Source organism: Caulobacter sp. GW821-FHT10C03 (genome assembly GCF_059415485.1).
The window spans coordinates 1-26,820 of the sequence record NZ_JBWKNI010000031.1; the positions used below are offsets into that span (position 1 = coordinate 1).

31 protein-coding genes, 1 tRNA gene and 1 pseudogene are annotated in these 26,820 nt (G+C 68.0%); 22 read left to right on the forward strand and 11 right to left on the reverse strand.

Translation table 11 applies throughout. The features are described from left to right. The first annotated feature begins 110 nt into the window (after positions 1 to 110). The 3 genes from AC07NG_RS24510 (at position 111) to AC07NG_RS24520 (ending at position 2,201) form a co-directional block, all read left to right on the forward strand. Positions 111 to 869 carry an SDR family NAD(P)-dependent oxidoreductase gene (locus AC07NG_RS24510; RefSeq protein WP_494596950.1) on the forward strand — a complete coding sequence of 253 codons (759 nt, stop codon included), beginning with the start codon at positions 111 to 113 and terminating at the stop codon, positions 867 to 869. Positions 870 to 918: 49 nt separating this feature from the next. Beyond that, a tRNA-Leu gene (locus AC07NG_RS24515) sits at positions 919 to 1,005 on the forward strand. Positions 1,006 to 1,034: 29 nt separating this feature from the next. Further along, positions 1,035 to 2,201, forward strand: a complete 1,167-nt coding sequence (locus tag AC07NG_RS24520; protein WP_494596952.1) for a DUF6161 domain-containing protein — start codon at positions 1,035 to 1,037, stop codon at positions 2,199 to 2,201. 181 nt (positions 2,202 to 2,382) lie between these two features. Here AC07NG_RS24520 and AC07NG_RS24525 read toward each other — a convergent pair whose 3' ends face one another. The 5 genes and pseudogenes from AC07NG_RS24525 to AC07NG_RS24545 form a co-directional block, all read right to left on the reverse strand. Continuing rightward, positions 2,383 to 2,808, reverse strand: a complete 426-nt coding sequence (locus AC07NG_RS24525) for a hypothetical protein (protein ID WP_494596954.1) — start codon at positions 2,806 to 2,808, stop codon at positions 2,383 to 2,385. 80 nt (positions 2,809 to 2,888) lie between these two features. Then, a complete protein-coding gene (locus tag AC07NG_RS24530; protein WP_110121678.1) occupies positions 2,889 to 3,230 on the reverse strand; it encodes a hypothetical protein in 342 nt (113 codons plus the stop codon). Between the two features lie 95 nt (positions 3,231 to 3,325). After that, complete coding sequence (locus AC07NG_RS24535; RefSeq protein WP_199228593.1) at positions 3,326 to 3,472, reverse strand: hypothetical protein; 147 nt, start codon at positions 3,470 to 3,472, stop codon at positions 3,326 to 3,328. Further along, a complete protein-coding gene (locus AC07NG_RS24540) occupies positions 3,445 to 3,801 on the reverse strand; it encodes a hypothetical protein (RefSeq protein WP_487291748.1) in 357 nt (118 codons plus the stop codon). Before AC07NG_RS24540 ends, AC07NG_RS24535 begins: the two co-directional genes overlap by 28 nt. A 160-nt stretch (positions 3,802 to 3,961) precedes the next feature. After that, positions 3,962 to 4,150: pseudogene (locus AC07NG_RS24545) on the reverse strand (LuxR C-terminal-related transcriptional regulator); the annotation flags it as partial. A 106-nt stretch (positions 4,151 to 4,256) separates the two neighbouring features. Between AC07NG_RS24545 and AC07NG_RS24550 the strand changes: the two are divergent. Continuing rightward, entirely contained in the window at positions 4,257 to 4,634 is a 378-nt protein-coding gene (locus AC07NG_RS24550) for a helix-turn-helix domain-containing protein (protein WP_487291747.1), read from the forward strand. Positions 4,635 to 4,726: 92 nt separating this feature from the next. On the opposite strand, the gene AC07NG_RS24555 is transcribed toward AC07NG_RS24550, so the two are convergent. Continuing rightward, complete coding sequence (locus AC07NG_RS24555) at positions 4,727 to 5,488, reverse strand: competence/damage-inducible protein A (RefSeq protein ID WP_494596956.1); 762 nt, start codon at positions 5,486 to 5,488, stop codon at positions 4,727 to 4,729. Between the two features lie 52 nt (positions 5,489 to 5,540). Between AC07NG_RS24555 and sfsA the strand changes: the two genes are divergently transcribed. The 11 genes from sfsA (at position 5,541) to AC07NG_RS24610 (ending at position 17,123) form a co-directional block, all read left to right on the forward strand. Beyond that, positions 5,541 to 6,278, forward strand: a complete 738-nt coding sequence (gene sfsA / locus AC07NG_RS24560) for a DNA/RNA nuclease SfsA (RefSeq protein ID WP_494596958.1) — start codon at positions 5,541 to 5,543, stop codon at positions 6,276 to 6,278. Between the two features lie 184 nt (positions 6,279 to 6,462). Then, positions 6,463 to 7,005 carry a hypothetical protein gene (locus tag AC07NG_RS24565; RefSeq protein ID WP_494596960.1) on the forward strand — a complete coding sequence of 181 codons (543 nt, stop codon included), beginning with the start codon at positions 6,463 to 6,465 and terminating at the stop codon, positions 7,003 to 7,005. Between the two features lie 30 nt (positions 7,006 to 7,035). Beyond that, positions 7,036 to 7,962 carry an AlbA family DNA-binding domain-containing protein gene (locus AC07NG_RS24570; RefSeq protein WP_494596962.1) on the forward strand — a complete coding sequence of 309 codons (927 nt, stop codon included), beginning with the start codon at positions 7,036 to 7,038 and terminating at the stop codon, positions 7,960 to 7,962. Between the two features lie 359 nt (positions 7,963 to 8,321). Further along, positions 8,322 to 9,152, forward strand: a complete 831-nt coding sequence (map, locus tag AC07NG_RS24575; protein ID WP_492857451.1) for a type I methionyl aminopeptidase — start codon at positions 8,322 to 8,324, stop codon at positions 9,150 to 9,152. A 200-nt stretch (positions 9,153 to 9,352) separates the two neighbouring features. Beyond that, positions 9,353 to 10,045 carry a GntR family transcriptional regulator gene (locus AC07NG_RS24580; protein ID WP_492857476.1) on the forward strand — a complete coding sequence of 231 codons (693 nt, stop codon included), beginning with the start codon at positions 9,353 to 9,355 and terminating at the stop codon, positions 10,043 to 10,045. A gap of 196 nt (positions 10,046 to 10,241) precedes the next feature. Next, entirely contained in the window at positions 10,242 to 10,766 is a 525-nt protein-coding gene (locus AC07NG_RS24585; protein WP_494596964.1) for an antitoxin Xre/MbcA/ParS toxin-binding domain-containing protein, read from the forward strand. Next, positions 10,763 to 11,434, forward strand: a complete 672-nt coding sequence (locus AC07NG_RS24590) for an RES family NAD+ phosphorylase (protein ID WP_494596966.1) — start codon at positions 10,763 to 10,765, stop codon at positions 11,432 to 11,434. The genes AC07NG_RS24585 and AC07NG_RS24590 overlap by 4 nt, the downstream gene beginning before the upstream one ends. Before the next feature lie 181 nt (positions 11,435 to 11,615). Further along, positions 11,616 to 14,018 carry a TonB-dependent siderophore receptor gene (locus AC07NG_RS24595; RefSeq protein ID WP_494596967.1) on the forward strand — a complete coding sequence of 801 codons (2,403 nt, stop codon included), beginning with the start codon at positions 11,616 to 11,618 and terminating at the stop codon, positions 14,016 to 14,018. Continuing rightward, the gene (locus AC07NG_RS24600) at positions 14,018 to 15,301 is read left to right on the forward strand and encodes an MFS transporter (RefSeq protein ID WP_494596968.1); all 1,284 of its coding nucleotides are present in this window, start codon (positions 14,018 to 14,020) and stop codon (positions 15,299 to 15,301) included. Before AC07NG_RS24595 ends, AC07NG_RS24600 begins: the two co-directional genes overlap by 1 nt. A 113-nt stretch (positions 15,302 to 15,414) precedes the next feature. Then, on the forward strand, positions 15,415 to 16,476 hold the full coding sequence (locus tag AC07NG_RS24605) for an LLM class flavin-dependent oxidoreductase (RefSeq protein ID WP_494596969.1): 1,062 nt from the start codon (positions 15,415 to 15,417) through the stop codon (positions 16,474 to 16,476). Beyond that, entirely contained in the window at positions 16,473 to 17,123 is a 651-nt protein-coding gene (locus tag AC07NG_RS24610) for a cysteine hydrolase family protein (protein WP_494596970.1), read from the forward strand. The genes AC07NG_RS24605 and AC07NG_RS24610 overlap by 4 nt, the downstream gene beginning before the upstream one ends. Before the next feature lie 101 nt (positions 17,124 to 17,224). On the opposite strand, the gene AC07NG_RS24615 is transcribed toward AC07NG_RS24610, so the two are convergent. Then, a complete protein-coding gene (locus tag AC07NG_RS24615; protein ID WP_487291737.1) occupies positions 17,225 to 17,917 on the reverse strand; it encodes a TorF family putative porin in 693 nt (230 codons plus the stop codon). Between the two features lie 248 nt (positions 17,918 to 18,165). Continuing rightward, entirely contained in the window at positions 18,166 to 18,969 is an 804-nt protein-coding gene (locus AC07NG_RS24620) for an SDR family NAD(P)-dependent oxidoreductase (protein WP_494596972.1), read from the reverse strand. 92 nt (positions 18,970 to 19,061) lie between these two features. On the opposite strand from AC07NG_RS24620, the gene queF reads away from it, so the two are divergent. Then, complete coding sequence (gene queF / locus AC07NG_RS24625; protein WP_110121693.1) at positions 19,062 to 19,517, forward strand: preQ(1) synthase; 456 nt, start codon at positions 19,062 to 19,064, stop codon at positions 19,515 to 19,517. Positions 19,518 to 19,693: 176 nt separating this feature from the next. On the opposite strand, the gene AC07NG_RS24630 is transcribed toward queF, so the two are convergent. After that, positions 19,694 to 20,308 carry a nitroreductase family protein gene (locus AC07NG_RS24630; RefSeq protein ID WP_494596973.1) on the reverse strand — a complete coding sequence of 205 codons (615 nt, stop codon included), beginning with the start codon at positions 20,306 to 20,308 and terminating at the stop codon, positions 19,694 to 19,696. 73 nt (positions 20,309 to 20,381) lie between these two features. Here AC07NG_RS24630 and AC07NG_RS24635 point away from each other — a divergent pair, with 73 nt between their 5' ends. Together AC07NG_RS24635 and cysE are read left to right on the forward strand one after the other, a co-directional pair. Continuing rightward, a complete protein-coding gene (locus tag AC07NG_RS24635) occupies positions 20,382 to 20,993 on the forward strand; it encodes an NUDIX domain-containing protein (protein ID WP_494596975.1) in 612 nt (203 codons plus the stop codon). Positions 20,994 to 21,066: 73 nt separating this feature from the next. Beyond that, positions 21,067 to 21,897 (forward strand): serine O-acetyltransferase, encoded by an 831-nt coding sequence (gene cysE / locus AC07NG_RS24640; RefSeq protein ID WP_110120676.1) that lies wholly within the window; start codon positions 21,067 to 21,069, stop codon positions 21,895 to 21,897. Positions 21,898 to 21,900: 3 nt separating this feature from the next. Here cysE and AC07NG_RS24645 read toward each other — a convergent pair whose 3' ends face one another. Beyond that, positions 21,901 to 22,458, reverse strand: coding sequence for a hypothetical protein (locus AC07NG_RS24645; protein ID WP_494596977.1), 558 nt, complete (start codon positions 22,456 to 22,458; stop codon positions 21,901 to 21,903). A 265-nt stretch (positions 22,459 to 22,723) separates the two neighbouring features. On the opposite strand from AC07NG_RS24645, the gene AC07NG_RS24650 reads away from it, so the two are divergent. Further along, on the forward strand, positions 22,724 to 23,635 hold the full coding sequence (locus AC07NG_RS24650) for a LysR substrate-binding domain-containing protein (RefSeq protein ID WP_494596978.1): 912 nt from the start codon (positions 22,724 to 22,726) through the stop codon (positions 23,633 to 23,635). A 106-nt stretch (positions 23,636 to 23,741) separates the two neighbouring features. Next, the gene (locus AC07NG_RS24655) at positions 23,742 to 23,948 is read left to right on the forward strand and encodes a DUF3126 family protein (RefSeq protein WP_110120674.1); all 207 of its coding nucleotides are present in this window, start codon (positions 23,742 to 23,744) and stop codon (positions 23,946 to 23,948) included. Positions 23,949 to 24,142: 194 nt separating this feature from the next. Here AC07NG_RS24655 and AC07NG_RS24660 read toward each other — a convergent pair whose 3' ends face one another. Next, the gene (locus AC07NG_RS24660) at positions 24,143 to 25,408 is read right to left on the reverse strand and encodes an MFS transporter (RefSeq protein WP_494596979.1); all 1,266 of its coding nucleotides are present in this window, start codon (positions 25,406 to 25,408) and stop codon (positions 24,143 to 24,145) included. Between the two features lie 94 nt (positions 25,409 to 25,502). Here AC07NG_RS24660 and AC07NG_RS24665 point away from each other — a divergent pair, with 94 nt between their 5' ends. Both AC07NG_RS24665 and AC07NG_RS24670 read left to right on the forward strand, forming a co-directional pair. Continuing rightward, positions 25,503 to 26,117, forward strand: a complete 615-nt coding sequence (locus AC07NG_RS24665) for a TetR/AcrR family transcriptional regulator (RefSeq protein WP_494596980.1) — start codon at positions 25,503 to 25,505, stop codon at positions 26,115 to 26,117. Then, a complete protein-coding gene (locus AC07NG_RS24670; RefSeq protein WP_492857465.1) occupies positions 26,114 to 26,794 on the forward strand; it encodes a GNAT family N-acetyltransferase in 681 nt (226 codons plus the stop codon). The genes AC07NG_RS24665 and AC07NG_RS24670 overlap by 4 nt, the downstream gene beginning before the upstream one ends. Positions 26,795 to 26,820 lie beyond the last annotated feature (26 nt).

Genomic DNA, 26,820 nt, shown 5'->3' on the forward strand with positions numbered 1-26,820 from the left:
ATCCGCGTGCGCCGCTACGGCCATCGCGAGGTGCCCTACGCCGGCGCGGCCTCGCCCGTGCTGGCGGCGGAATAGGGGCGGGTAGGGCGATGGAGCTGCCCCCTCTTGTGTTGCCAAGCACGCCGTCGTTCCGGCTGGACGGCCGCCGGGCCCTGGTCACCGGGGCGGGGCGAGGCATCGGCCTGGCCGCCGCCGCGGCCCTGGCCGACGCCGGCGCGGCCGTCACCCTGGTCGCCCGCTCTGCCGGCGAGATCGAGGCGGCGGCCCAGGCGATCCGCGAGCAGGGCGGAGCGGCCGAGGCGCTGGTGCTGGACGTCGGCGACGTCGAGGCCGTTCACGCGGCCCTGGCCCAGCGTCCGGCCTTCGAAATCCTGGTCAACAACGCCGGGACCAACCGCCCCAAGCCCTTCACCGACGTCAGCGTCGACGACTACGACGCCGTGCTCGACCTCAATCTGAAGGCCGCCTTCTTCGTCGCCCAGGCCGTCGCCGGGCGGATGATGGAGGCGGGGAGCAAGGGCTCGATCATCCACATGACCTCGCAGATGGGCCATGTCGGCGGCCCCAACCGCACCCTCTACTGCGCCAGCAAGTGGGCGCTGGAGGGCCTCTCCAAGGCCATGGCGCTGGACCTGGCCCCGCACGGCATCCGGGTCAACACCATCGCCCCGACCTTCATCGAGACCCCGCTGACCAAGCCGTTCTTCGAGGATCCGGCGTTCCTGCAGAGCGTGCTCGCCAAGATCAAGCTCGGGCGCCTCGGCCAGGTCGAGGACCTGATGGGCGCCATCGTCTTCCTCGCCTCCGACGCCTCGGCCCTGATGACCGGCTCCTCCCTCGTCGTCGACGGCGGCTGGACCGCAGATTGAGGGGCTCGACGACCTCCCGCAGCTAGGCTAGGCCAGGGTCACCAGGCGCGCGGGCATGGCGAAACTGGTAGACGCAGCGGACTTAAAATCCGCCGGCCGCAAGGTCTTGCCGGTTCGACCCCGGCTGCCCGCACCAAACTCCGATATCATGCTTTGAACGGCGCCTTGGCTTCGCAGCTTGTGGTGTCGAATGGTTTCAACTCTACTTTTGCGCTCCATTTGCGCCAAGAAGAGGACGCAGCCCTAATGCCTGGCCCGCTCAATTTCATATTCCAAGATGCGAGCTTCACTTTTTACGATCGGGACGAGGTAACGGCGTGGGCGGCCAGAGAAGATTTGACCTGGACGCGTTTGATGGAACTTCAGGAAGGCTATGGATTTGGTAAGGCACCGCGTCACGCGTACCAAAAATTACGTTGGGTCGCCCAGGAGGTCGAACCTGAACGACCTGTCATTGCATTGGAGGGGGCAATCCAAGAGCCCCTTCAAGATCCGCAGTTAATACTCTCTGGAACTCGGGTGGGCGATTTTCTACTTGAGTTATTGGAGGGGGAGCATGCAGAGACTGCGGCATTTGCGTATGCCGCGACAATAGGAGCTGTTTCGTTGGGTGAAGCGCGCACTGCGAAAGCGATGCGTGGCGCGCTTTTGGCAGCGGAGCCAAATTTGCGAAATAGTCTGCTAGACCGACAGGGTGTCGCTGAAATTCAGGTGGAATATCAAAAAGGAATTGATGTTACAAATCGTGCCTTGGTCGTATTTGAGCAGCAGAATTCTATCTTTAAAGATCAAGTTAAACAAGGTGGTGAGGACCTTGAGGCTCTAAAAACGGCTTATCGCGAAGATATGTCTCTGCGTGCTTCTGTCGATTATTGGATGGCAAAAGCTAGAGAGCATGGAGCGGAGAAACCAAATCGCTTGGAGCGGTTGCGATGGTTTTTTGTCGGTGCTTTGATTGGCTTGCCAACGATGTTTTTCACGGCATCTGGCGGCCTGTTGTATTTGGAACATTTAGGTACAAAGCCGTCGAGTACCGCGCTCGTCATAATCGGTGCGGGGTTGGCGACTGTGACCGGTGTTTTGCTGTGGATTGGGAGGTTGCTAACTCGTCTTTATCTGAGTGAGCATCACCTCGAACATGATGCGAAAGAGCGTGCGGTATTGGTTACGTGCTACTTAGCTCTAATATCTGAGAAAGGTGCGGATGAAAAAGATCGAGCACTGATCTTACCGGCGATCTTCCGGTCATCTGCCGACGGTATAGTCAAGGATGATGGAGCTCCAGAACTTGGCCTCGCTAGCCTCCTTGCCAAGGTTGGAGCGAAGCCATGATGGGCCTTGCCGGTTCGATCCCGGCTACCCGCACCAGCTTTTCAGCCATCTAGAGCGCCTTGTGCGGCAGCGCACAGATGAGCGCGGCGACTCCCGCGAGGTCGGGCGCGCGTTCGTTTCCACTCCACACTGTCGGACGCCGGCCGGCTCGCGCGTCCCAGCCCGGGCCGGCCACCCTCGCTCAGCGGCGAGCCTGTTTCCTCCGCCTCCACGCCAGCGCCGCCAGTCCGATGGCGAAGGCCACGAGCTCGGCGTAGCTCCACAGGTAGTAGGCCGAGAAGAAGCCCCACTGCATCAGCGAGCGGTCGAGGGCGAAGGCGACGTGGGTCAGGACGATCAGCAGCTGGAAGGCGGCCATGAACAGCAGCCAGATCCGGCGGTCGAAGAGGGCCAGGCTGCCCAGCACGCCGAGATAGACGAGGTCGACCGCGAAGATGCCCCACTGGGGGATGCGGTGGTCGTCGATCTCCAGGGCGGCCGAGCCCACCCAGGCCAGGATGGTGGCGATGGCCAGGCCGCGCTCCATGCGGCCGCCGATCCACAGGGCGACGCCGCAGATGACGAACATGGCGCCGGCGCCCAGCTGGGTCGGCAGGATTGAGAACAAGGCGGCCCCCGAACGTGTCCGGGGGCCATTGTCGCGGTGAATCGCGGGATCGGCAAAGGGGCGAAGGGGGCGCTGGGGCCTCAGGCCGACTTCACCACTTCCAGCTGGCCCCGGGTGGAGTCGGGCTCTTCCTTGTCGCCGCCGCCCACCAGGGTGACGCGGCGCAGGCCGATCTGGTCCTTGGCGTCGGACAGGGCGCCGTGGGCGGCGATCAGGGAGCGGCGGACGTCCGCCAGGCCCGAGGCGGCCACCATCACGTGGTCGACGGCCTGCTGGCCCACCCCGGCGGCGACCCGGGCCTGGAGGCGGGCGCGGGGCATGGCGGCGATCAGCTCGCCCATGGCGGCCAGGGTGTTGTCGACGGCCTCCTCGGCGGTGAACAGGCGGGTGGCGAGATGCTCGGCGACGATGCGGCGGTTCATGTGGAGTTCCCCTCGAAAGGTCCGGCGGCTTCGGCGGGCCGCGATCCGGACGTTGAGCGAAGGCGCCGGCGGGCGCCTTCTGGGGAAAGGCGGCCTCAGCCGTGGCGCAGGTTCTGGAAGAGCTCGACCACCTGGCGGGCGCTGAGCAGCCCGCCGATCAGCATGGCGAAGCCGAGCGCGATGGCCAGGACGGCCAGCAGGCGGAAGGCGGGGGTCAGAGCATGGTCGAATCCTCCGCGCATTTCTCGCGGAAGCTCTCGTCCAGCACCGTGGCGGTGATGGTCAGGATCTCCCTCAGCACCATCTCGGGCGGCTTGGCGGCCGCTTCCTTGCGGATCGCCGAGACCAGGTCGGTCACCAACGGGGCCAGTTCCGGCGGGGCGAGGTCGGTCAGCTGGCGCTGCAGCTGCGACCAGCCGAAGGGCGGGACCGGCGGCTCGGGGGGCAGGGGCGGCCAGGCCTGTTCGAAGGCGGTCACCGCCTGCCTGATCTGGCGGGCCTTCCACACCAGCATGCCCAGGCGATGCTCCTGCAGGCTGACTGGGGCGGGGGTGTTCTGGTCGGATGTCACGGTCGTCGTAGGCCTCGGTTTTACGCAAGGACGACGGTGGCGAGGCCGGCGGGGCGCCCGCCAGTCCGATTGGGTCGGGGTGGTATCGAGTCCCATAGTCGGCGGGCGGCCCGACCGGGGGATCGATTCCCCGTTCATGCTCGCTCAGCACCCGGGCCGCGGCCCGGCGGCCGTTGACGCCCAGCTTGCGGCAGGCGCTTTCCACCAGGGCGTCGGCGCGCGACTTGGAGACCCCCATCAGCGGGCCGATCTCCTTGGAAAGCCTGTGTTCGCTGACCAGGCGCAGGGCTTCGCGCTCGCGTTTGGTCAGAAGTTCGAGGCCGGCGGCGGGATTGGAAGGCGTGTCCATGGGGGCGAGCGAATCGGCTCCACTCGATCTAGGGATGAAGTGCGTTGCGGCGCGGGGCGGCCACGCCGATAGATAGCCGAGTTCTTTGATTTTCGGACATGCCTAGATGACGACAGCCGGCCCGGATCCCATCGACCTCGCCGTCGGAACGCGCATTCGTATTCGTCGTCGCTACCTGAAAATCAGCCAGGACGAGCTGGCCGAGGCCCTGGGCCTGACCTTCCAGCAGATCCAGAAGTACGAGCGCGGCGAGAACCGCGTGTCGGCCTCGATGCTGGTGCGCATCGCCGCCCGGCTGGAGACTTCGGTCGCCACCCTGGTGGGCGAGGACGCCCCCGCCGAGGAGAGCGCCGGCATGCTGGCGGCCCTGACCCTGCCCGGCGCGCTGGACCTGCTGAGCGCCTACGCCCAGGCCGGTCCCAAGACCCAGCGAGCGATGGTGGGCCTGGCCCAGGCGATGATCGAGGCCGGTGAGGAGGATTAGATTTCCGACCTGATCGCATCAGGCCAGAACTAATTCTTTGTTTTAACGCATTTTCTTCACGCGAACCGGAATCCACTTCGCTCGAAAATGCTTTAGGCCTCCAGCCGCTCCACGCCCGTGACGCCGAGGTCGGCGAGGGCCTTTTCCAGTTCGACCGCGGCGGCCTCGACCTCGGCGGGGTCGCGCCCGCGGATGACGAGGCTGGCGCCGTAGACGTCTGGCAGGGCGAAGAACGGATAGCTGCCGATCGACAGGTCCGGATGGGCTTTGGCGACGGCTTCCAGCGGGGCTGCGATCGTGCCTTCGCCCGTGCCGGTGACGCGGACGGTGGTGGCGACCACCACGGCCCCGGTGCGCAGGCGCGGGCCGACGTCGTCGAGCATGCCGCGCATGATCGCCGGCACCCCGGCCAGCACGAAGACGTTTTCCTTCTGGAAGCCGGGCGGGCCCTGGACGGGGTTCTTCACCAGGGTTCCGCCCTCGGGCACGTGCGCCATGTGGCGGCGGGCGGCGTTGGGCTCGCCCCAGCGCTCGCGCAGCAGGGCCATGATCTCGGGATGCTCGGGGGCGGTGACGCCGAACGCCTTGGCCACCGAGTCGGCGGTGATGTCGTCGTGCGTGGGGCCGATGCCGCCGGTGGTGATGACGTAGTCGTACTTGGTGCGCAGGGCGTTGACCGCCTCGACGATCTCCTGCTCGACGTCGGGCACCACGCGCGCCTCGGCCAGGTCGACGCCGTAGGTCGCCAGGTACTTGGCGATGGCGTTCAGGTTCACGTCCTGGGTGCGGCCCGACAGGATCTCGTCGCCGATGATCAGCACCGCCGCCGTCACCCGATCCTTGCTGGCCGTCATGGTCGCCGTCCCCTAAACGCTATCCTGGATAGCTACTCGACTTAGGCTTCGCATGCTCCTGCCGCAACCGCTTACCCACGGCCGCATCGTCCAGCGCTACAAGCGCTTCTTCGTCGATCTGGTGCTGGACGACGGGCGGGAGGTGACCGCGCACTGTCCGAACTCCGGGGCGATGCTGGGAGTGAACCTGCCGGGGCAGGGGGCTTGGGTGTCGTTCTCCGACGATCCCAAGCGCAAGCTGGCCTGGACGCTGCAACTGGTCGAGGCGGCCGGGGCGGACGGGATGGGGCTGGTGGGCGTCAACACCATGCTGCCCAACAAGCTGGTCGCCGAGGCGCTGGCGAACGACGTGATCCCCGAACTGACGGGCTACGCCAACGTGCGGCCGGAGGTGAAGTACGCGGCCGCCAGCCGGGTGGACTTCCTGCTCACCGATCCGGACCGGCCGCCGTGCTGGCTGGAGGTCAAGAACGTCCACCTGTCGCGCTCGCCGGGCCTGGCCGAGTTTCCCGACTGCAAGGCCGCCCGCTCGACCCGCCACCTGGAGGACCTGGCCGCCCAGGTCGCCGAGGGCCACCGGGCGGTGGCGCTGTTCGTCGTGCAGCGCGAGGACTGCGAGGATTTCCAGGCCTGCCGCGAGCTGGACCCGGCCTTCGCGCGCGGGCTGGACGTGGCGCATTCCGTCGGTGTCGAGGTACTGGTCTACGCCTGCGACATGTCCACGGAACAGGTCCGGATCAGCCGCCGTATGCGCGGTCCGTTCGACGATCGCGATACGATAGTGGCCTAGTCTTAGTCGTTGTCCGGCTGGGCGCGCATCGCGGCTAGCAGAGAGGGGCTCGATGGGCTGGGCGGTCAGGCAGGGACGGTCGCCGATGACGCTGCCCGTGCCGTCTGGCTGGGGGATGGCGTGGAGGGTTGTGAGCCGGGGTGTCCTCTATTTACGCGGCAGAGCCCATTGCTAAGCTGCGGGTATGCTCTTCCCCGATACCAACAAGAAATTCGCGCGCGACACCCTCGTCACCATCGTTCGGGCGGTGGCGCTCAATCGAGCGATCAACGAGATCGGCGTAAAGCGGACGGCGGTGTTTTGGGGTGTGATCTCCGGTGGGATGTACGACACCGCCGTGATCGACTGGTGCATCCTCTTCGGCTCTGACCACCAGCAGAACCAGAAGCTGCACTGGAAAAACATGTTTGAGGCCGACGCCTTTCGAGAGGCGCTGCTGAAAGCGGTCGGAATGTCTCAGGAGGAATGGCGAAAGTACCATGCCGCCATCAAGGCCTATCGAGACGAGAATGCGGCCCACCGTTCGCTTGCCCCGTCGAGCGACAGGTTCCCCAACTTCAGCCCAGCGCTAGAGGCGGCATATGTGTACTGGGACTGGATCAAGGGTGGCCTCGAACAAGGTGAACTGTCCCTCCGCGACGAGTACGAGCGCATGAGTGCTTCATTCTTGGAAGTCGCCAAAATCGCGATCAACGCCACGACCATGTCAGGACATGAATTCGGGTAGGCACCTTGCCAGGCCTCGATGGAGCAACACTTGAAGCCGCTATCGGAATGGAAACAAGCCGACCTTGAGGCCCTGATCGGGCTGACCGAGGGGCAGACGGTGGAGTTCAAGCAGTCCGAGGCTCTGCTTTTTACGGGCAAAGAGGCTGACGAAAGGCGCCGAGAACTCGTGAAGGATGTCACCGCCTTGGCGAACGCCGCCGGTGGTCGCATCTACTTCGGTGTGAGAGAGGCAAAAGGCGTCGCTGCTGCGATTGACGACGGCATTTCTGTCGCCGACCTCAAGCCGGAGCGGATCAACGACATCCTGACCAGCAACATCGAACCGGCTATACACGGCGTCGCGGTATTCCCAGTTCCGTTGGACAACGGTCAGCGAGCGTTCGTCATTGATGTTCCGCAGGCGACCACCCTAGCCCCACATCAGTCGCGGCTCTACAAACAGTACTTCCGCCGGTATGACACCAAGGCTCAAGCGATGCTCGATCACGAGATCAAGGACTTGATGCGTCGGAACGAGGCACCGCTGATCGTGGCCAACATGCTCCTGATGAACCGAGACGAGCATGGCAGCTGCGATATCGCCATCAACATCGAGAACGTTTCGCCAGCGCTGGTGAAATATTTTTCGGTGACTGTCACCGTTGGGCAGGAGCTTCAGTTCACGCAGCCTGCGCTGTCGTGGACGCCGCTTGGAACACAGATCGTTGAAGACCCTGAACAGCGTTGGGCGGGTTACGGCTTTAACTACCAGTTTACGCCCACCTCGCACCTCCCCCTATTCAAGGGCCAGAAACACACGATCTGCTGTCTTCATAGTGTCGGCGGCAGCGTCGCTTTCCGGAGGGTCCATATGCAGATCGCTGCGCCGGGTTTCGTAGGACAGTGGCGTGGGATGGTTCAGGTGTTCGACACGTTCCAGCAGGTGCATCTGGAACCGTTCGTCGATGCTGAATAACGGTGATTACTTCGAGGGAGGTCCGATCGAAAATCGGCGAGATTTTTCGTCGCCCTTAAAATACGCTGTTGGTTCTTCCGCGCTCTCCCGTGGGTTAGGCGGCGCGTGGACACCTCGCTATCATCCTTGTAAGTAGGCGCGCTCTTCCATGTGCCTAGGGCCTCGAAATGTGATTCCGAGGGCGACCGTTCGCGCGATCGTGTGCCAATAGGGCTTGGCTCTTTGCCCTCAGCGGCTCAAGGGGCCAACCCCTCGCGACGCCCGTTGAACTTTCGTGCTATAGTCGCGACATAAGCCCGACCGACATTTGTTCCTGGCGCTCCCCCGCGTGACGCGCCCCGTTTGAGATTGAGCCGCCCATGACCCTCGACGACGCCTTCGAGATCGAGACCGAGACCCGTACGGGCGAGATCAAGATCCACAAGCCGGAAGACTTCGAAGGCATGCGCAAGGCCGGCCGTCTGGCCGCCGAGTGCCTGGACATGCTGATCCCGCACGTGGTTCCGGGCGTCTCGACCGACCACCTGGACACGCTGGCCCGCGAGTTCATCCTCGACAATGGCGCCCTGCCGGCCTGCCTGTTCTATCGCGGCTATCCCAAGACGGTCTGCATCTCGCGCAATCATGTGGTCTGCCACGGCATCCCGGGCGACTGGACCCTGCGCGAGGGCGACATCGCCAATATCGACGTCACCGTCATCGTCGACGGCTGGCACGGCGACACCTCGCGGATGTACGGCGTCGGCGAGGTCGGGCCGCGCGCCCGCCGCCTCGTGGACATTACCTATGAAAGCCTGGCCCGCGGGCTGGCGGTGGTGAAGCCGGGCGCGACCCTGGGCGACATCGGCCACGCCATCCAGAGCTACGTCGAGGCCCAGCGCTGCAGCGTCGTGCGCGACTTCTGCGGCCACGGCCTGGGAAAGGTGTTCCACGACTCGCCCAACATCCTGCACTTCGGCCGTCCCGGTCAGGGCGCGGTGCTGAAGGCCGGCATGTTCTTCACCATCGAGCCGATGGTGAACCTGGGCAAGCCGGCGGTGAAGGTGCTGGGCGACGGCTGGACGGCCGTGACCCGCGACAAGTCGCTGTCGTCGCAGTGCGAGCACTCGATCGGCGTGACGGAAGACGGCTGCGAGGTGTTCACCGCCTCGCCGACCGGCCTGTTCCAGCCGCCGATGCAGGGCGTCTGAGGCGCTGCGGGCGCTTTGCGTCCTTCGAGGCGCGGCCGGATCGCCTGAGCCCGCACCCTTACGGGTGCGAAGCCACTAGGCGAAACTGACATTTCAGCTTACCTATCAGTTCGAAGACAACCTTCGGGAGCGGTTTCGTGCGCCAGCCTTCGCCCTTGCGGGCCCCTGACGACGGTGTCGCCGGCGGCGCGCGGTCGCGCATGCTGGTGCTGGACGTCTGCTCGTCGTCGGGGCTGGAGGACTGGTCGCCCGACCTGCAGAAGGCCAAGGTCTACGAGAAGATCCTGCTCGACCTGATCCTGGGCGAGCTGGCGCCCGGCGCGCGGCTGGACGAGCAGTCGCTGGCGGCGCGCTACGATGCGGGCCTGGCCGGGGTGCGCGACGCCCTGGGCCGGCTGGCGCTGGAGGGGCTGGTGATCCGCCGCGCCCGCTCGGGCACCACGGTGGCGCCGCTGGACTTGGTGGACCTGCGCCAGGGCTACGAGGCGCGGGCCCTGATCGAGCCGCACTGCGCGGGCCTGGCCGCCCGCCACGCCTCCAAGGCCGACATCGCCGCCATCAAGGCCGTGTTCGATGGGGCCGAGGACGCCGCCCGGGCGCGCGACCTGCCGGCCCTGGTGGCCATGGATCAGCGCTTCCACGCGGCCGTCGCCCGCGCCTCGGGCAACCTGGCTTTGGCCAGGATCCTGATCCCCCTCCAGCACAAGGCCGCCCGTTTCTGGGTGTTCTCGTTCGGCGGGGCCACCGAGGCCGAGCTGATGGCCGACATCGAGCAGCACCGCGAGGTCGCCGACGTCATCGCCAGCGGCGACGTCGAGGCTTCGAAGGCGGCGATGATCCGCATCCTCAGCATCACCCCCGAGGCCGTTCAGCGGCCGCAGGTGGAGGCTTAACGCGCCGTCCTTAGCCCTCCCCCTTGATGGGGTAGGGGTGGGTGGGGGTGGTGCGGCGTCGAAAGCCGCGCGCTGCCGCCTGCTCAGCAGATCACCCCCATCCCCGACCCTTCCCCCATCAAGGGGGAAGGGAGAAGTCTGCGATCTTCCATCCAGTCCATATTTGGACTATATTCGGATCTGGATGGAGGCCCGCATGCCCGTCGCCAAGCGCAAACCTGTCGAAGTCGCCGCCGGTTCGGCCGTGCTGGACCTGTCGCGCTTCTCGCCGGCCAACCGCCGTCGGCTGAGCGGGCCGGGGCTGCGCACCTTCCTGGCCATCGCCGACCTGTGGGACCTGTCCGAAGACCAGCGCCTGCTGGTGCTGGGCCTGCCGTCGCGCTCGACCTACTACAACTGGGTGAAGGCGGTGCGGGAGCATCGCGACGTCACGCTGGATCTCGACATGCTGACCCGCATCTCGGCGGTGCTGGGCGTGCACCAGGCCTTGGGCGTGCTGCACGCGGGCGAGCGGGAGGCGGTCGCCTGGCTGCGGACGCCGCACACGGCCCCGCTGTTCGGCGGCCGCCCGCCGCTGGACCTGCTGACCTGCGGAACCCAGGACGGCCTGATCAGCGTGCGCCGCTTCCTCGATGCGGCGCGGGGCGGGCTCTACATGCCGCCGGGCGATCTCGACCGCGACTTCTGTGCCTACGACGACGCCGAGATCGTCTTCTCGTGAGCGAGGCCTACGCGCCGGCGCCGCAGCCGAGCTATCGGCTGATCCCGTCGCGCTTTCCGCCGATCGGCCTGTTCGACACGGTGGCGACGGCGGCCGATCTCGACGCGGTGATGGATCTGGCCGGCTGGACCAACGATCGCCTGGTGGCCGAGCGCGTGGCGCGCCTGCCGATCGATGAGCGGGTCCATGGCCGGCCCAACGCCAGTATCGTCATGGCCTCGTTCCTGCACGTCGCGCCCGGCGGCATGCGCTTCAATGGCCCGGACCTCGGCGCCTGGTACGCCGCCGCCCGGCTGACGACGGCGGTGGCCGAGGTGGCCCACCACCTGCGGCGCGAGGCGGTCGCCACGGGGGCGCAGGCGCTTAGCCGCCAGTACCGGGTCTATTCGGCCAGGCTGGAGGGCGACTATCTCGACATCCGGGGCCAGCAGGCGGCGCGGCCCGAGGTCTACGCCAGCGACGACTACACGGCCGGCCAGGTGCTGGGCGAGGCCGTGCGGGCTTCGGGCGGGGCGGGGATCCTGTTCGACAGTCTGCGTCACGCCGGCGGGATCAATGTCGTCGCCCATCGTCCCCGCAACGTCCAGGAGGTGACCCAGGGCGACCACTACGAGCTTCGGGTCGAGGCCGCGTCGCGCCGGATCGAGGCCCGGCGCCTGGCTGCCTGAAGGCCCGGCTGTGGCCGGCGGGCGACAGCCGGCGGAACGTCTCGCCAACTGTGAGGCTTTCTCGACACAGGGCTTTGGCAATTCGTTCTAAAATGTCAGAAGAGATTTTGACGAACGTCAAGCCATCCCCATTTGGTGCGGCGAGGCGGGGCCGAAGGCGCCGCTTCCCGGAGCCTGCCGCATGTCTCGTCGCCTCGTCCTTCTCGCCACCGTCGCCTCGATCGGCGCTTTCGCGAGCCTCGCCGCCGTCTCCTCGGCGCGGGCGGCCGACCAGCTGACGGAAGTCGACGCGGTGGTGGTGACGGCCCGCGACCGCAACGCCGGCCTGCTGGAAAAGCAGCCGAACGACACGGTGTTCGGCCTGGACAAGCCGCTGATCGAGACGCCGCGTTCGGCCAGCTTCGTCTCGGGCCTGACCCTGCAGCGCTACGGCGTCGAGACCATCGACGACCTGACGGCGGTGTCGCCGGGGACCTACACGGCTAGCTTCTACGGCGTGCCGGGGGCGCTCAACATCCGCGGCACCCTGGCCGAAAACTACTTCCGCGGCTTCAAGCGCGTCGAGAACCGCGGCACCTACGCGACGCCGATCGGGGCGGCCGAGCAGATCCAGATCGTGCGCGGCCCGCCGACCCCGATCTATGGCTCGGGCAAGGTCGGCGGCATGCTGAACTTCATCCCGAAGTCCGGGAAGGGCGAGGGCGGCTATCTGGAAAAGCCCGAGGGCGAGATCACCCTCACCTACGGCAACTACAACAAGAAGGACGCCACGGCCCAGGTCGGCTTGCCCGTCGAGGTCGGCCAGGTGATCGGCGGCGTCCACCTCTATGGCGAGGTCGAGGACAACCACAGCTTCTACCATGGCGTCTATCCCAGGCGGCAGACGGGCCAGGTCTCGGCCGATTTCGACCTGGGCGGCGGCTGGAGCGTGGCGCTGGGCGGCATGATCTATCGCTCGCAGGGCGACGTGCAGACCTCGGGCTGGAACCGCCTGACCCAGGACCTGATCGACAACGGAACCTATGTCACCGGCCGCGACACCAGCCTGGTCGACAGCGACGGCAACGGCCGGCTGACGCCCAGCGAGATCGGCTACTACCCCTACGCCAGCGCGCTGTACCTGGCCTATTTCGGTTCTCCGACGACGGACGCGGCCCACACGCTGGACACCGGGGTGGGTACGACCAAGCTGTCGCCGCGCACGGTCTACGTCTCGGCCGCCGACTTCTCGAAGACGGCGACCAACACCCTCTATTTCGACATCGGCCGCAAGCTGTCGCCCGACAGCTCGGTCAAGCTGCAGCTGTTTTACGACTCCCTGGAGAACAAGCGCTTCGTCTCCTACGGCTATCCGGCCTGGTTCGACAGCGACGTCTGGGAGGCCCGCCTGACCTGGGACTTCCGCAACGAGGCCTTCGACGGCGCGGTGCGGGCCCAGTCGTTCGTCGGCGCCTCATATCGTGCCTTCGACGGCCGGCGGCGCGAGAGCTTCAACAGCGGCCTGATCGCGCTCGATCGCCGGGATCTGTCGTACGGCGCCACGGCGACCGACATCATCGGCAGTCCGTTCAATCCTGGCGACGGCGTGGCGTGGGAGAACGACAACCACTCCAAGTGGACGCAGGCCGGCGTGTTCTTCACCACCGACATTTCCCTGGGCAAGCGCCTGAACCTGATGCTGGGCGGGCGCTACGACGACTACGACGTCACGTCGGAGGACGTCGGCTATCTGTCCTACACTGTCGCCGGCGTGCAGAAGGCGGCCAAGGGCAAGGGGACCTATACGGCCAGCGTCAGCTACAAGGCGCCCTTCGGGCTGATGCCCTACATGACCTACGCCAAGGCCTCGGCGCTGGAGATGAGCCAGGCGGGCGACATCGCCCCGGGCCTGGTGGCCGACGCCAGCGACGCCTGGCTGTCGGACAGCGACCTGGCCGAGGCGGGCGTGAAGTTCCAGTGGCTGAAGGGCACGCTGATCGGCTCGCTGGCCGGCTATCGCCAGAACCGCACCCAGCTGACGGGGATCAACGCCGTGCCGACCGGCACGCGCGCCAAGGGCGTCGAGCTGGAGGTGCGCTGGCTGGCCAGCGACCACTTCAGCTTCACCTTCTCGGGCAACAGCCAGCACACGACGGTGAAGGGGCCGGACAAGTCGTTCCAGTACATCCCCGTCTACACGGTCGGCGTCAGCGGCGTGGACGGCTATGGCGGGGCCTATCTGGTCTGGGATTTCACCAGCATCCGGGCGGGCGACTACGACTACACCCTGATCCCCAAGTCGGTGGTCAGCCTGTACGGCGCCTACGCGTCGGACCAGCATGACTGGGGCAAGGTCTTCGCGACGCTGGGCGTCACCCATGTGACCAAGACCTCGGGCACGGTTCCCGGCGCGCCGGTCTATCCGGCCTACGCCGTGGCCAGCGGCTCGGTCGCCTATGAGTACGGCCCCTATACGGCCACGCTGAACATCGACAACCTGTTCGACGAGCTCTACTTCACGCCCGTCGCCGACACCTACGCCAACCTCGCCGCCCTGCCCGGCAAGGGGCGGGAGTGGCGGGTCACTCTCGCGAGGCGCTTCTGATGGCCCACGTCCGGATCCAGCATCGCCCCTGGCTGCTGCTGGGCGCCTTCAGCTTGCTGTTGTTCCTGATCACGGCGGCGACCTATTCGTCGCTGGGCGTGGTCATTCCGGCCATGGTTCCGGAGCTGGGCTGGAGCTGGGAGCACGCCTTCCTCGGCTTCTCGATCATGGGCGTGGCCACCGGCGCCTCGTCCTGGCTGCCGACCCTGCTGATCCGCCGCTGGGGCGTGCGCGCGACCCTGGTGGCCGGCGCGGCCGTGATGGCCGGGGGGCTGGCCCTGATGGCCAATGTCCATGGCCTGCCGGCCTATTTCCTGGCCACGGCCCTGCTGGGCGTCGGCTTCCAGGCGGCGGCCCTGATCCCGGGGACCTACGTGCTGTCGGCGATCTTTCGCCAGCGGGCCATGCCGTTCGGCATCTACTTCACCTGCGGCGCCCTGGGCGGCGTGGCCGGGCCGCTGATGGTGCTGGCCAGCCAAGGCGCCTTCGACGGCCACTGGCGGGTCTACTGGGCGCTGCAGGCGCTAGCCATCGGCGTGCTGGGACTGCTCTGCGCGGCCGTTGTCGGCGGACCCAAGTGGCTGGAGGAAGCGGGCCGGGCCATGGACCGCCTGACCGCCGCCGACGCCAAGGCCGCGCCGGCCCATCCGCGCGTCTTCCGCACCGACCACGACTGGAGCGTCCGCGACGCCGTCCGCACCCCGCAGTTCGCCATCCTGGTGGCGGCCTATTTCAGCCACCTGCTGGCCGGGGTGACCGCCGCCAGCCTGACCCAGGCCCACCTGACCCAGCTGGGCGTGGCCGGGGTGGTGGCGGCCGGGGCGCTGAGCGCCGAAGGCCTGATGCAGGTCGTGGCGCGTCTGGCCGGCGGGGCCGTCGGTGATCGGGTCGATCCCCGCTGGCTGCTGGCCCTGGCGCAAGGCCTGCTGGTCGTGGGCCTGCTGGCCCTGTCGCGGGCCACGACCCTGCCGCTGCAAGCCCTCTACGCCGTCGGCGTGGGCCTGGGCTTTGGCCTCACCGTGCTGGCCGTCAGCCTGCTGCTGCTCAACTATTTCGGCCGCAGGAACAACGTCGAGCTCTTCTCGCTGGTCTGCCTGGTGGGCGCGGTCTCGGCGGCGGGGCCGTTCATCGGCGGCTTCATGCGCGATCGGCTGGGGGGCTTCACCCAGACCTTCGAACTGTTCGCGGCCCTGACCGCGGTGGTGTTCGTCGCGGCCCTGATGATGCGTCCGCCCAAGCCGCGTCTCGCGGCGGCGGAGACGGAGGCCGTCCCGGCGCCCTGATACCGCACGCCGATACCTCGTCCCGGGGTCTCGCCCAAGGTCTCGCAACGTCATCCTTTTGGTCTATGGTCGCCGCCGACTCGCCAGCAGGGCGAGCACGGCAGGAGGCGAGCATGGGGCGCGAGGACGGACGCAAGGAGTTCGGCGTCTTCCTGCCCGTGGCCAATGGCGGCTGGATCGTCTCGAAGACGACGCCGCCGCTGGACGGCCTCTATGCCCAGAACCGCGCCGCCGCCGTGCTGGCCGACGAGATCGGCCTCGACTTCATCATGTCGATGGCCAAGTTCCGCGGCTTCGGCGGCGAGACCGACCACTGGGGCGCGGCGCTGGAATCGGTGACCCTGATGGCCGCCCTGGCCGAGGCCACCAGCCGCGTGAAGATCTGGGCCACCCTGCATCCGCTGCTGCAGAACCCGGCCGTGGCCGCCAAGATGATCGCCACCCTTGACCATATCAGCGGCGGCCGGGCGGGCCTCAACATCGTCGCCGGCGCCTATCGCGACGAGTTCGCCCAGATGAGCGCCTGGGACGACACGCTGAGCCACGACGACCGCTATGAACTGGCCGAGGAATGGACCCGCCTGGTCAAGCGCCTCTGGACCGAGGACAGCGTCAGCCACCAGGGGCGGTTCTTCAAGTTGAACGACTGCCGGTCCAAGCCCAAGCCGATCAGCGCGCCGCGTCCGGACCTGATCTGCGCCGGCGTCTCCGAGCGCGGCTTTGCCTTCGCCGTCGCCGAGGCCGACGCCTGCTTCATCGGGGGCGAGGACGAGGCGGCCCTGCGCGAGGCCAGCCGTCGGGCCAAGGCGCGGGCGGCGGAGCTGGGCAAGGCCATCCGCACCTACGCCATGTGCACGGTGGTCCATGCGGCGACCGACGCGGAGGCCGAAGCCCTGGCCGACCATTATCGCGACGGGGTGGACATGGCGGCGGTCACCACCATGTTGTCCAACTGGGGCGTGCCCCCCGAGCGCCTGGCGCAGACCGCCGCGCGCCAGGGGGCGTTCATGACCCGGACGGTGATCGGCGCGCCGGCGACCTGCGGGGCGCGGATCCGCGACCTGGTCGAAACCTGCGAGCTGGACGGGCTGATGCTGATCTTCCCCGACTACGAGGCCGGTCTTTCCATGTTCGGCGCCGAGATCCTGCCTGGCCTGCGGGAGGCCTATCCTTGAACACGGCCCCCCTCCGCGCCGACGACGGCCTTTCGACCTGGATCGCGCCGGCGCGCACGGCGCTGCTGGTCGTCGACATGCAGGTGGACTTCGCCGCGCCGGACGGGGTGATCGGCCGGTTCGGCGTCGACCTGTCGGCGGTCGAAGCCGCCCTGGACGCGGCCGGTCGCCTGGTCGAGTCGGCCCGGGCGGCCGGCGCGCCGGTGGTGTTCGTCGGCCTGGAGACGACGCCGCAGACCGACGCCCCCACCTTGCTGGAGCGCATGCGCCGGCGGGGCGGCGATCCTGAGATCGAGCGGGCCATCTGCCGGGCCGGAACGTCCGGCGCCGACTTCTACGGTCCGCTCCCCGGGCCGGGCGAACTGGTGGTGCGCAAGCCGCGCTACAGCGCCTTCGTCGGCACCGATCTCGACGCGCGGCTGCGGGCGCGGGGCGTCGATACGCTGGTGGTCTGCGGCCTGACGACCGAGTGCTGCGTCGACAGCACCGTGCGCGACGCCTTCCATCGCGACTACCACGTCTTCGTGGCCAGCGACGCCTGCGCCGCCTACGAGCCCGACCTGCACGAGGGCGCGCTCAAGAGCCTGGGGCTGAGCTTCGCCCTGCTGGAGACCGCGTCCGAGATCCAGGCCGCCTGGGGCGGCTAGCCCCGGCGAAGTTGTTCCAAGTAAACGGGCCCAGTAAACGGGCAAAGAAAAAGCCGCCCGGGCGAACCCGGGCGGCTGATCCTTTACCGAAGGGCCTTGGCTTAGAAAGCGGCCTTCAGCGAGACGGCGATGCGCGACTTGTAGATGTCGCCGAAGTCATGCTCGCTGGTGTCCCAGTAGCGGACGTCCAGGCCGAGCTTGTCGGTCAGGGCGTAGCCGACGCCGACGTTCCAGGTGGTGTAGTCGGCGGCGTCTTCGACCGATTGCTTGCCCAGGGCGGCGCTCAGCGAGAACTTGTCGTTCAGCGGCACCGAGCCGTTGACTTCGACGTAGGTGGCGGTGCCCAGGTCGCCCGGCCATTCCGGCGAGACGTAGGCGGCGGCGCCGAGGGTGACCTTGCCGAACGGCTTGGACACGGCGGCCTTCAGTTCGGTGTAGCTGAACTTGCCGGGGGTCAGGCCCTTGTCTTCGACGTAGCCGTAGTACAGCACGCCGAAGTCGAACGACACGTCGCCGACGGTCGGCTTGATGCCGCCGTACAGGTCGACTTCCACCGACGGATCATCGGTGCCGAAATCGACGTTCGAAGCCCAGACGCCGGCGTAGCCGATGCCGTAGCCGAGATCGACGCCGCCGAACACTTGCGGGTCTTCCTGGGTTTGGCTCACGCCGCGGAACACGTAGTCGCTGGCGATGCCGACATTGTACGAGAGGCTGACTTCTTGGGCCATGGCGGCGCCGCCGAGGGCGACCGTCGCGGCGGCGGCCGCCAGCGAAAGCTTGAAGAACTTCATCCGTGCTATCCCCTTTTTTGTTAGCCCGCCGGGAGTTTGCTCCCAACCTGTGCGGCGCCTGCAAGCGCGTCAGTTCACAAGCCAGGATTAACTGCGGGCCGTGCTCTAGTTGCAATCAGCTAGGCGACAGCGCCAGCGATAAGAACAAGGGTCGTCCAAAACTTGGGCATGTGTGACGAATTTGCTTCATAAGCAGCTTCCTAGGCCACAGTTGTCGCCAGGTGGATGTTTAGCGCTTAACTGCGGCTTCAGCGCATCGCCATCGTCGCGGCCCCCAGGTGCAGGCCGGCGTCGACCAGCAGGGTTTCGCCGGTGACGTGGCGGGAGGCGGGCGAGGCCAGGAACACGGCGGCGCCGGCCACGTCCTCGGCGCTGGAGGCGACCTGCAGCGGGGTGGCGGCCGCCGCGCCGGCCCGCAGGCGCTCGATCTTCTCCTCGTCCATGGCCTTGCCGAACCACGGGGTGTCGATGAAGCCCGGACAGACGGCGTTGACCCGGATCCTCGGGGCCAGGGCGCGGGCCAGCGACAGGGTCATGGTGGTCATCGCGCCCTTGGAGGCGGCGTAGGGCACCGACGAGCCGTTGCCCATGACGCCGGCGATCGAGCTGGTGTTGACCACGGCGCCAGGGCGGGGCGCTGCCTCCAGCAGGCTGCGGGCGGCGCGCACCATCTGGAAGGCGCCGACCACGTTGACCGAATAGAGCCGCAGGAAGTCGTCGGCGTTCACGGCGTCGAGGTCGGCGTGGCGCGGGGCGAACTTGGTCACGCCGGCGTTGTTGAACAGGGCGTCGATGCGGCCCGAGGGCGCGGCGGCCTCGACGATCCGCCGGCAGTCGGCGTCGTCGGCGACGTCGCCCCTGGCCAGAACCGCGCGGGCGCCGAGAGCCTCGACCTGGCGGGCGGTCTCCTCGGCCTCGTCTGCGCTGCTGGCGAAATTGACCACCACCAGGGCCGCGCCGCGACGGGCGGTCTCGACCGCCATCGCTCGCCCCAGGCCCGTGGACGCGCCGGTGACCACCACCGAAAAGCCGTCGAAGTCGCGACCCGTCATACGTTTCCTCCTGCGTTCGAACGCTTGTTTGCGACACCGTAACCGGCGCGCGGGCGCTTGTCTCGCCGGGGGCGGAGGCCTAAATCGCGACCATGACCGAACTTTCCGTGACCCAACTGGGCCAGACCGTCTCCGCGCCGGAGAGCCCCGAGGCCGCCGTGCTCGAGGCCGTGCCCAATCCGCAGAACGACGTGCTGTATCTGGCCCGCTTCGTGGCCCCCGAATTCACCTCGCTGTGCCCGGTGACCGGCCAGCCCGACTTCGCGCACCTGGTGATCGACTACGCGCCGGGCGACTGGCTGATCGAGAGCAAGTCGCTGAAGCTCTATCTGACCAGCTTCCGCAACCACGGCTCGTTCCACGAGGACTGCACCGTCAAGGTGGGCCGCAAGATCGTCGAGGTCGCCAAGCCCCGCTGGCTGCGCATCGGCGGCTACTGGTACCCGCGCGGCGGCATCCCGATCGACGTCTTCTGGCAGACCGGCCCGGCGCCGGAAGGCCTGTGGGTGCCCGAGCAGGGCGTGCCGGCCTATCGCGGCCGGGGGTGATTACCCGTTTCCCTCTCCCCTTGCGGGAGAGGGTGGCCTCCCGGAGGGAGGTCGGGTGAGGGGTCTCTCAAAAGCAAGACGCCGCGACAGCCGATCAGCTGTCGCGGCGTTTTTCGTCTGTGCCACCCCTCATCCGTCAGCTTCGCTGACACCTTCTCCCGCAAGGGGAGAAGGAACTACGCCGTCCACTCGCTGGTGATCGCCGCCACGTCCGGGCGCACGCGTTCCTGCGGCTGTTCGGCGCTCGTGCCGATGTAGAGGAAGCCGGCGACCTGCTCGCCCTCGGCGACGCCGAGGATCTCAAGCGCCCGCTCGTCGAAGCTGTACCAGTCGGTGATCCAGTTGGCGCCGTAGCCCATGGCCGAGGCGGCCAGCAGCAGCTGGGTGCAGACCGCGCCGGCGCTCATCACCTGCTCCCATTTCGGCACCTCGTCCGACAGCGGGCGGGCGATCACCACCACGGCCAGGGGCGGGGTGGTCAGCTTGCGCATGGCGGCCGTGGCCTTGACCGGATTGGCCTGGTCGGCGGCCAGGGGCGCGATCTTCTCGGCGAAGGCGGCCTTGGCCTGCCCGCGCAGCAGCACGAACCGCCAGGGGGCGAGCTTGCCGTGGTCGGGCACGCGGACGGCCAGGCGCAGCAGGTCGGACAGTTCGTCCTCGCTGGGGCCTGGCGCGACCAGGGCCATGGCCGAGGCCGAGCGGCGGCGGGCCAGGAAGGCCAGCACCTCGGGCGCCGGTTCGATGGCGATCGGTTCGCCGAATTCGGGGGCGGGGGGAACGGAACCGGCCAAGACGATCTCCTGAAAGCGCGCTACAGAAAACGTCACCTATGGCCCCGCCCTGGTTCAGACAAGTCGAGAGCTCATGTCCGACGATCCAATCTGGCTGAAGCCGCACGGAAAGCCCTGGGGCGTGACCAGCGCCAAGGTCGTCTACGGCAATCCCTGGATCGAGGTGACGGAGTACCAGACCATCGCGCCGACCGGCCGGCCGGCGCTGTACGGCAAGGTGTCGTTCAAGAACCAGGCGATCGGCATCGTGCCGCTGCACGCCGACGGCACGGTGACCCTGGTCGGCCAGGCCCGCTTTCCGCGTGGCAACTACAGCTGGGAGATCCCCGAGGGCGGCGCGCCGATGCACGAGAACCCGCTCGACGGGGCCAAGCGCGAACTGGCCGAGGAGGTCGGCTTGGTGGCCGCCGACTGGCGGCTGATCCTCGAGCTGGAGCTTTCCAACTCGATCAGCGACGAGTTCGCCCACGGCTTCCTGGCCATGGACCTGTCGCCGACCAAGACCGCTCCCGACGACACCGAGGACCTGGCCGTGGCCCGCGTGCCGTTCCAGGAAGCGCTGAACGCGGCGGTCACTGGGCGGATGCCGGACTCGTTGACGGTGGCGTTACTGCTCCGGGTGCACCATATGGCGTCCGTGGGCGAACTGCCGGCCGATCTGGCCGCGCGCGTTCTGGGGCGCTAGTCAGTGCGCCGATCGTTCGGCTAGGGCGTTTTGAATAAATATGCTCTAGTCTCCGCTGGGAAGGGAGAGCCCCGTGGCCAAGCATCTTGAAGTCGTGACCGAGCGCGCCGCGCCGCCCGTGTGGGCCGCCCTGCGCAACCAGGCCGAACACGCCGCCAAGGCCGAGCCGGCCCTGGCCTCGCTGCTCAACGCCGTGATCCTCAGCCATGACAACCTGGCCGACGCCCTGACCTTCCAGCTGGCCCGCAAGCTCGGCGACCAGGAAATGCGGGCCATGACCGCCCGCGAATTCGCCGCCGAGGCCTTCGAGAGCGATCCGGCCCTCGTCGCCGCGGCCGAGGCCGACCTGCGCGCCGTGTTCGAGCGTGACCCGGCCACCAAGGGCTACGTCCAGCCCTTCCTGTTCTTCAAGGGTTTCCTGGCCCTGCAGACCCACCGCGTGTCGCACTGGCTGTGGGAGAACAATCGCGAGACCCTGGCCTTCTACCTGCAGAGCCGCGCCAGCGAGGTCTTCCAGGTCGACATCCACCCGGCCTCGCGCGTCGGGGCGGGCGTGTTCATCGACCACGGCACCGGCATCGTCATCGGCGAGACGGCGGTGGTCGGCGACGACGTCTCGATGCTGCACGGCGTGACCCTGGGCGGGACCGGCGCCGAGCGCGGCGACCGCCATCCCAAGATCGGCAAGGGCGTGCTGCTGGGCGCGGGCGCCAAGGTGCTGGGCAACATCACCGTCGGCGAATACGCCAAGGTCGCTTCCGGCTCGGTGGTGCTCAAGCCGATCCCGCCGCACTGCACCGCCGCCGGCGTGCCGGCCCGCCTGGTCAACTGCCCCACCTGCGAAGAGCCGGCCCGGACCATGGACCACACCCTGGCCGACGTGGTGTACGACTACGTGATCTGAGGGCTAGAGGACGCCCGCGCTCCGCAGGGCCTGGGCTCCGGCCAGGGTCCGGCGGATGGCGGCGCCCAATTCGGTTTCGTCGTAGCGCTCGGTCGCATGGACGCTGAAGCCGGGGTGCAGGCCCTTGCGGGGAAAGGCGTCGATCGTGACGCTGCTGGACCCGCCTTGGACGATGACCATGAAGCATCGTTCCTCGAAGCCCTTTACCGAGCGCTCCTTGGAAGCCTTGAACGCCGCCCAGTCGGCGGCCTTGTGATCGCGCATGTCGCTCGGGCTGTCGGGCGAGAACCGCAGCAGGTGTTCGCGCACGCAGGCGCCGATCTCGCGGTCGGGTGACCCGATGTCGAGAATGGCCACCGGTCCGGTGTCGCTGATGCCCGCGACGGCGGTGACGATCAGGCGCTTGCCGTCATGCAGATAGAGCCGCGCCTGGGTGTCGCGCCCGACGTCCCGGCGTTTGCGCGCCGTGAGGATGTAGAAGGTTTGCTCGATGGTCGGATCGTTCAGCGGATCGTAGTCGCCGAGCGCCCTGCGAGGCTTGAACAGGTCTGGCCACTTCATCTTCGGATCCCGTTCGCCGCGCTGGCGTATCCTAGAGGCAAGGTGGCTGAGCGGCCAAGCTTCAGCGGCAGGCCACTAGCCGCGCTGTCTCCAGCCTCGGCGCCGGCTTGGCCGTCATGCCGTAGATCGCCAGCGCCCACAGCGCCGCGACAGCCGCCCATTGCGCCGATGTGATTTTCCGCCGCGTGTCCATGCCTGCGCTTATCCGGCGGTTGCGCCCGACCGGCTAACGACTTATCGGTCGAGGTCTGTGAGGTTTCGTCACATGGCTCGACGTCCGCTGCCGCCGCTGAACGCCCTGCGCGCCTTCGAGGCCTTCGGCCGGCGCGGCCGCATGACCCTGGCCGCCGACGAGCTGTGCGTCACCCACGGCGCCGTCAGCCGCCAGATCCGCCAGCTCGAGGACCATCTGGGCGTCGCCCTGACCGAGGGGCCGCGCAATCGCCTCGTCATGACCGAGGCCGGGCTGAAGCTGGCCGAGGGCCTGACCCGCGCCTTCGACATCCTCGACGAGACCGTGCCGCGTCCGCCCGAGGACGAGCCCCGGCCCACCGTGGTCTCGTGCCTGCCGACCTTCGCCATGAAATGGCTGATCCCGCGCCTGCCCGACTTCGTCGCGCGCTTTCCAGACACGCCGGTGCGGGTGGCCGAGTCCAACGGGCCGTTCGATTTCCGCGCCGACGGCGTGGACCTGGCGATCCGGATGCGCGATCCCGGCGGCCCGCCCTCGCCGGACGGCGAGGCGACGCCGTTCCTGGAGACCTTCGTAGGGCCCGTCGTCGCGCCTGAATTGGCCGCGCGTGTCCGGACGGCGGCGGACCTTGCGGCCCTGCCGCGCCTGCACACCCGCACCTACCTGCACAGCTGGGACCAGTGGGCGAAGGCCGCGGGTCTCGACCTGCCGGCCCCGGGCCTGGTGCGGGAGTTCGACCACTACTTCTACATGATCGAGGCCGCCGCCGCCGGCCTGGGCGCGGCGGTCGTGCCCTACGCCTTCGCCGAGCGGGACCTGGCGGCCGGACGTCTGGTGGCGCCGCTGGGCATGGCGGCCGAACCGACGCTGCTGTGCGCCCTGACGCCCAGGACCGGCGCCTCGCGCGGGGCCCGGCGCTTTCGCGACTGGCTCGTGGAGCAGGGGCGAGCGACCTCGCCGCCGCCGTTTTCTCAACAGGCCTGAGCCGGTTCGCGCGCAAAAGGCCTTACACTTTGCGCCCGGGACCTCTAGTTTCCCGCCATTCCGCCCCACGGGGGCGAAAGCCCAATAACAAGATCAGGAGCCCCCCGTGGACGCCGCCGCCATCGCCAAGCTCGAAGCCCACCTGAAGCGCACCTTCGGCAACCCGCACATCGCCGTGAAGGCCCGTCCGAAGCAGAAGGACTCCGCCGAGGTCGAAGTGAAGGGCGAATTCATCGGCGTCCTCTTCCAGGACGAAGACGAGGACGGCTCGTACATGTTCGAGATGGCCATCCTGGCCGAAGACCTCGAATAGGCCTTTCGCCCGTCCGGGCATGCAAAGCGGCCGCTCCGGTTCTCCGGGGCGGCCGTTTTCTTTTGGGCTTAATCTCCACCCCGTAAAATCCCCGCGAAAGCGGGGACCCAGGTGTTTTATCGTCGAGCGCCACGCCTTTCAGAAAAAGCCTGGGTCCCCGCTTTCGCGGGGATTTTACGGTGGAGGAGGCTGGCTCAGACCGCCATCGCCTTGACCTCGCGGCGGATCAGCAGCGAGGCGCCGGCCGCGATCAGGCCGGCGACGCCGGCGATGACGAAGGCCTGGACGTACTGGCCCTGGGCCGCGCGGATCAGGCCCGCGCCGACGGCCGCCGTCGCCGCGCCGAGCTGGTGGCCGGCGGCGATCCAGCCGAACACGATCGGACCGTCGCGGTCGCCGAAGGCCTGGGTGGCCAGGCGGGCGGTCGGCGGCACCGTGGCGATCCAGTCCAGGCCGTAGAACACCGCGAACACCGACAGGCTGACGATCGAGAAGTCCGAATAGGGCAGGTAGATCAGCGAGAGGCCGCGCAGGGCGTAGTAGACGAAGAGCAGCTTGCGCGGGTCGTAGCGGTCGGTCAGCCAGCCCGACGCCGTCGTGCCGAAGAGGTCGAACAGGCCCATCAACGCCAGCAGGCCGGCGGCGCGGACCTCGGGCATGCCCCGGTCGCCGCAGAAGGCGATCATGTGCACGCCGATCAGGCCGTTGGTGGTCAGGCCGCAGATGAAGAAGCCTAGGAACAGCAGCCAGAAGGTGCGGGTCTTGCCGGCGCGGGCCAGGGCTCCGAAGGCGCCGGCCAGGGCGTTGGAGGCCGAGCCGCGCGGCGGCTCCACCCAGTCTTCGCCCGCGCCGAACGGCTTGTGGCCGATGTCGGCCGGGCGCTCGGGGATCAGCAGCCAGGCGATCGGGGCCATGATCGCGGCGACGGCGGCGACGGTCAGCACCACGGGCCGCCAGCCGCCGTGCTCGGCGATGAAGGCCATGGCCGGCAGGAAGATCAGCGAGCCGGTGGCCGTGGCGGCGGTCAGCAGGCCCAGCATCAGGCCGCGCCGCTCGACGAACCAGCGATTGACGATGGTCGCGCCCAGCACCATGGCCACGGCCCCGCTGCCGAAGCCCGCCAGCACGCCCCAGGTGGCGACGTAGTGCCAGCTCTGGGTCATGAAGGCCGAAAGCCCGGTGGAGACGGCCATCAACACGAGGGCCAGGCTGACCGTCTTGCGCACGCCGAACGACTGCATCAGGGCGGCGGCGAACGGACCCGTCAGGCCATAGAGGAAGATGCCGATGGCGGCGGCCAGCGAGATCGAGCCGCGATCCCAGCCGAAGCTCTTTTCCAGCGGCAGGATCAGCACGCCCGGCGCCGCTCGCAGGCCGGCGGCGGCCAGCAGGGCCAGGAAGGTCACGCCGGCCACCACGAAGGCGTAGTTGCGGCCGAAGGGGCGGCGGATCGCGGCCATGTCAGGCTCCAAGCGGAAAATGTAACCGATCGGTACGGGTCTTGATGGCGTTGTACGTACCGGTTAGTAACATCGTCAAGAGGCCTTGTTCCCGATGACGAAAACCGACGCCGACCAACCCCTCCACCTCCAGCCGTATGCGCCCGGTGCGCGGGCCGCCGAGAAGATCTTCGAGACGGCCCGAGACCTGTTCTACCGCGAGGGCATCCGCGCCGTGGGCGTGGACGAGATCGTCAGCAAGGCCGGGGTGACCAAGCCCAGCCTCTATCGCAGCTTCAAGTCCAAGGACGACCTGGTCGCCGCCGTGCTGCGCGAGGTGGAAGAAGGCTTCTGGGACCGCTTCAAGTCGGCCGAGGATGCGTTCCCCGGCGACCCCAAGGCCCAGATGGTCGCCTATTTCGAAGGGCTGGCGGCGCGGTCGGTCGGCGACGACTATCGCGGCTGCGCGCTGAGCAACGCGGCGGTGGAGTATCCCGACCGCCAGCACGTGGGCCGCATGGTCTCGCAGGCCCACAAGGAAGACCTGCGCCGGCGCCTTCGGGCCAAGGCCGGGGAGATGGGCGCGCGCGATCCCGCAGCCCTGGGCGACGCCTTCCTGCTGCTGATCGAGGGCGTCTTCACCTCCAGCCAGATGTTCGACGGCGACGACAAGCCGGCCATGGCCAGCGTCGGCGCCGTGAAGGCCCTGATCGCCGCCTATTGCCCATGAGCCATCCCCTCGACCGCCCTGTCTGGTCCAGCCTGACCGGCCGGCAGGCGCACCTGGCGATCGCCAAGGAGGGCGCGCTGCGGATGGATCCGCGCTTCGGCCTGTTCGCCGCCATCGCGGATGAGACGCCGGAGAGCCTGGCTGCCCTGGGCGAGCTCGTCGGCGAGCATGGAAACAGCGGCCTGGTCGAGCTTTCTCCGCCGCCGCCGATCCCTGGGACGGCGGTGGTCTCCAGCGCCCTCTGCTGGCAGATGGCGGCGTCGGCGATCACCCCGCTCAAGCCCGTCGATTTCGAGATCGTCGCCCTGACCGAAGCCGACGCGGCCGAAATGCTGGCCCTGGCCACGCTGACCAAGCCCGGGCCGTTCTTCTCGCGCACCCACGAACTGGGCGAGTTCGTCGGGGTGAAGGTCGGCGGCGAACTGGCGGCGATGGCCGGCGAACGGATGCGGCCCGACGGCTTCACCGAGGTCAGCGGCGTTTGCACCCACCCAGACTTCCGGGGGCAGGGCTACGCCGCCGGGCTGATGGCGCACGTGGCCGGCAAGATCCTGGCGCGGGGCGAGACGCCGTTCCTGCACAGCTACGCCGACAACGCCGGGGCCAATGCGCTCTACCGGGCCTTGGGCTTCGAGCGGCGGGCGGACGTCTGGTTCACCGTGCTGGCGGCGGAATGAAAAAGACCCCGGAAGCGGCGGCTTCC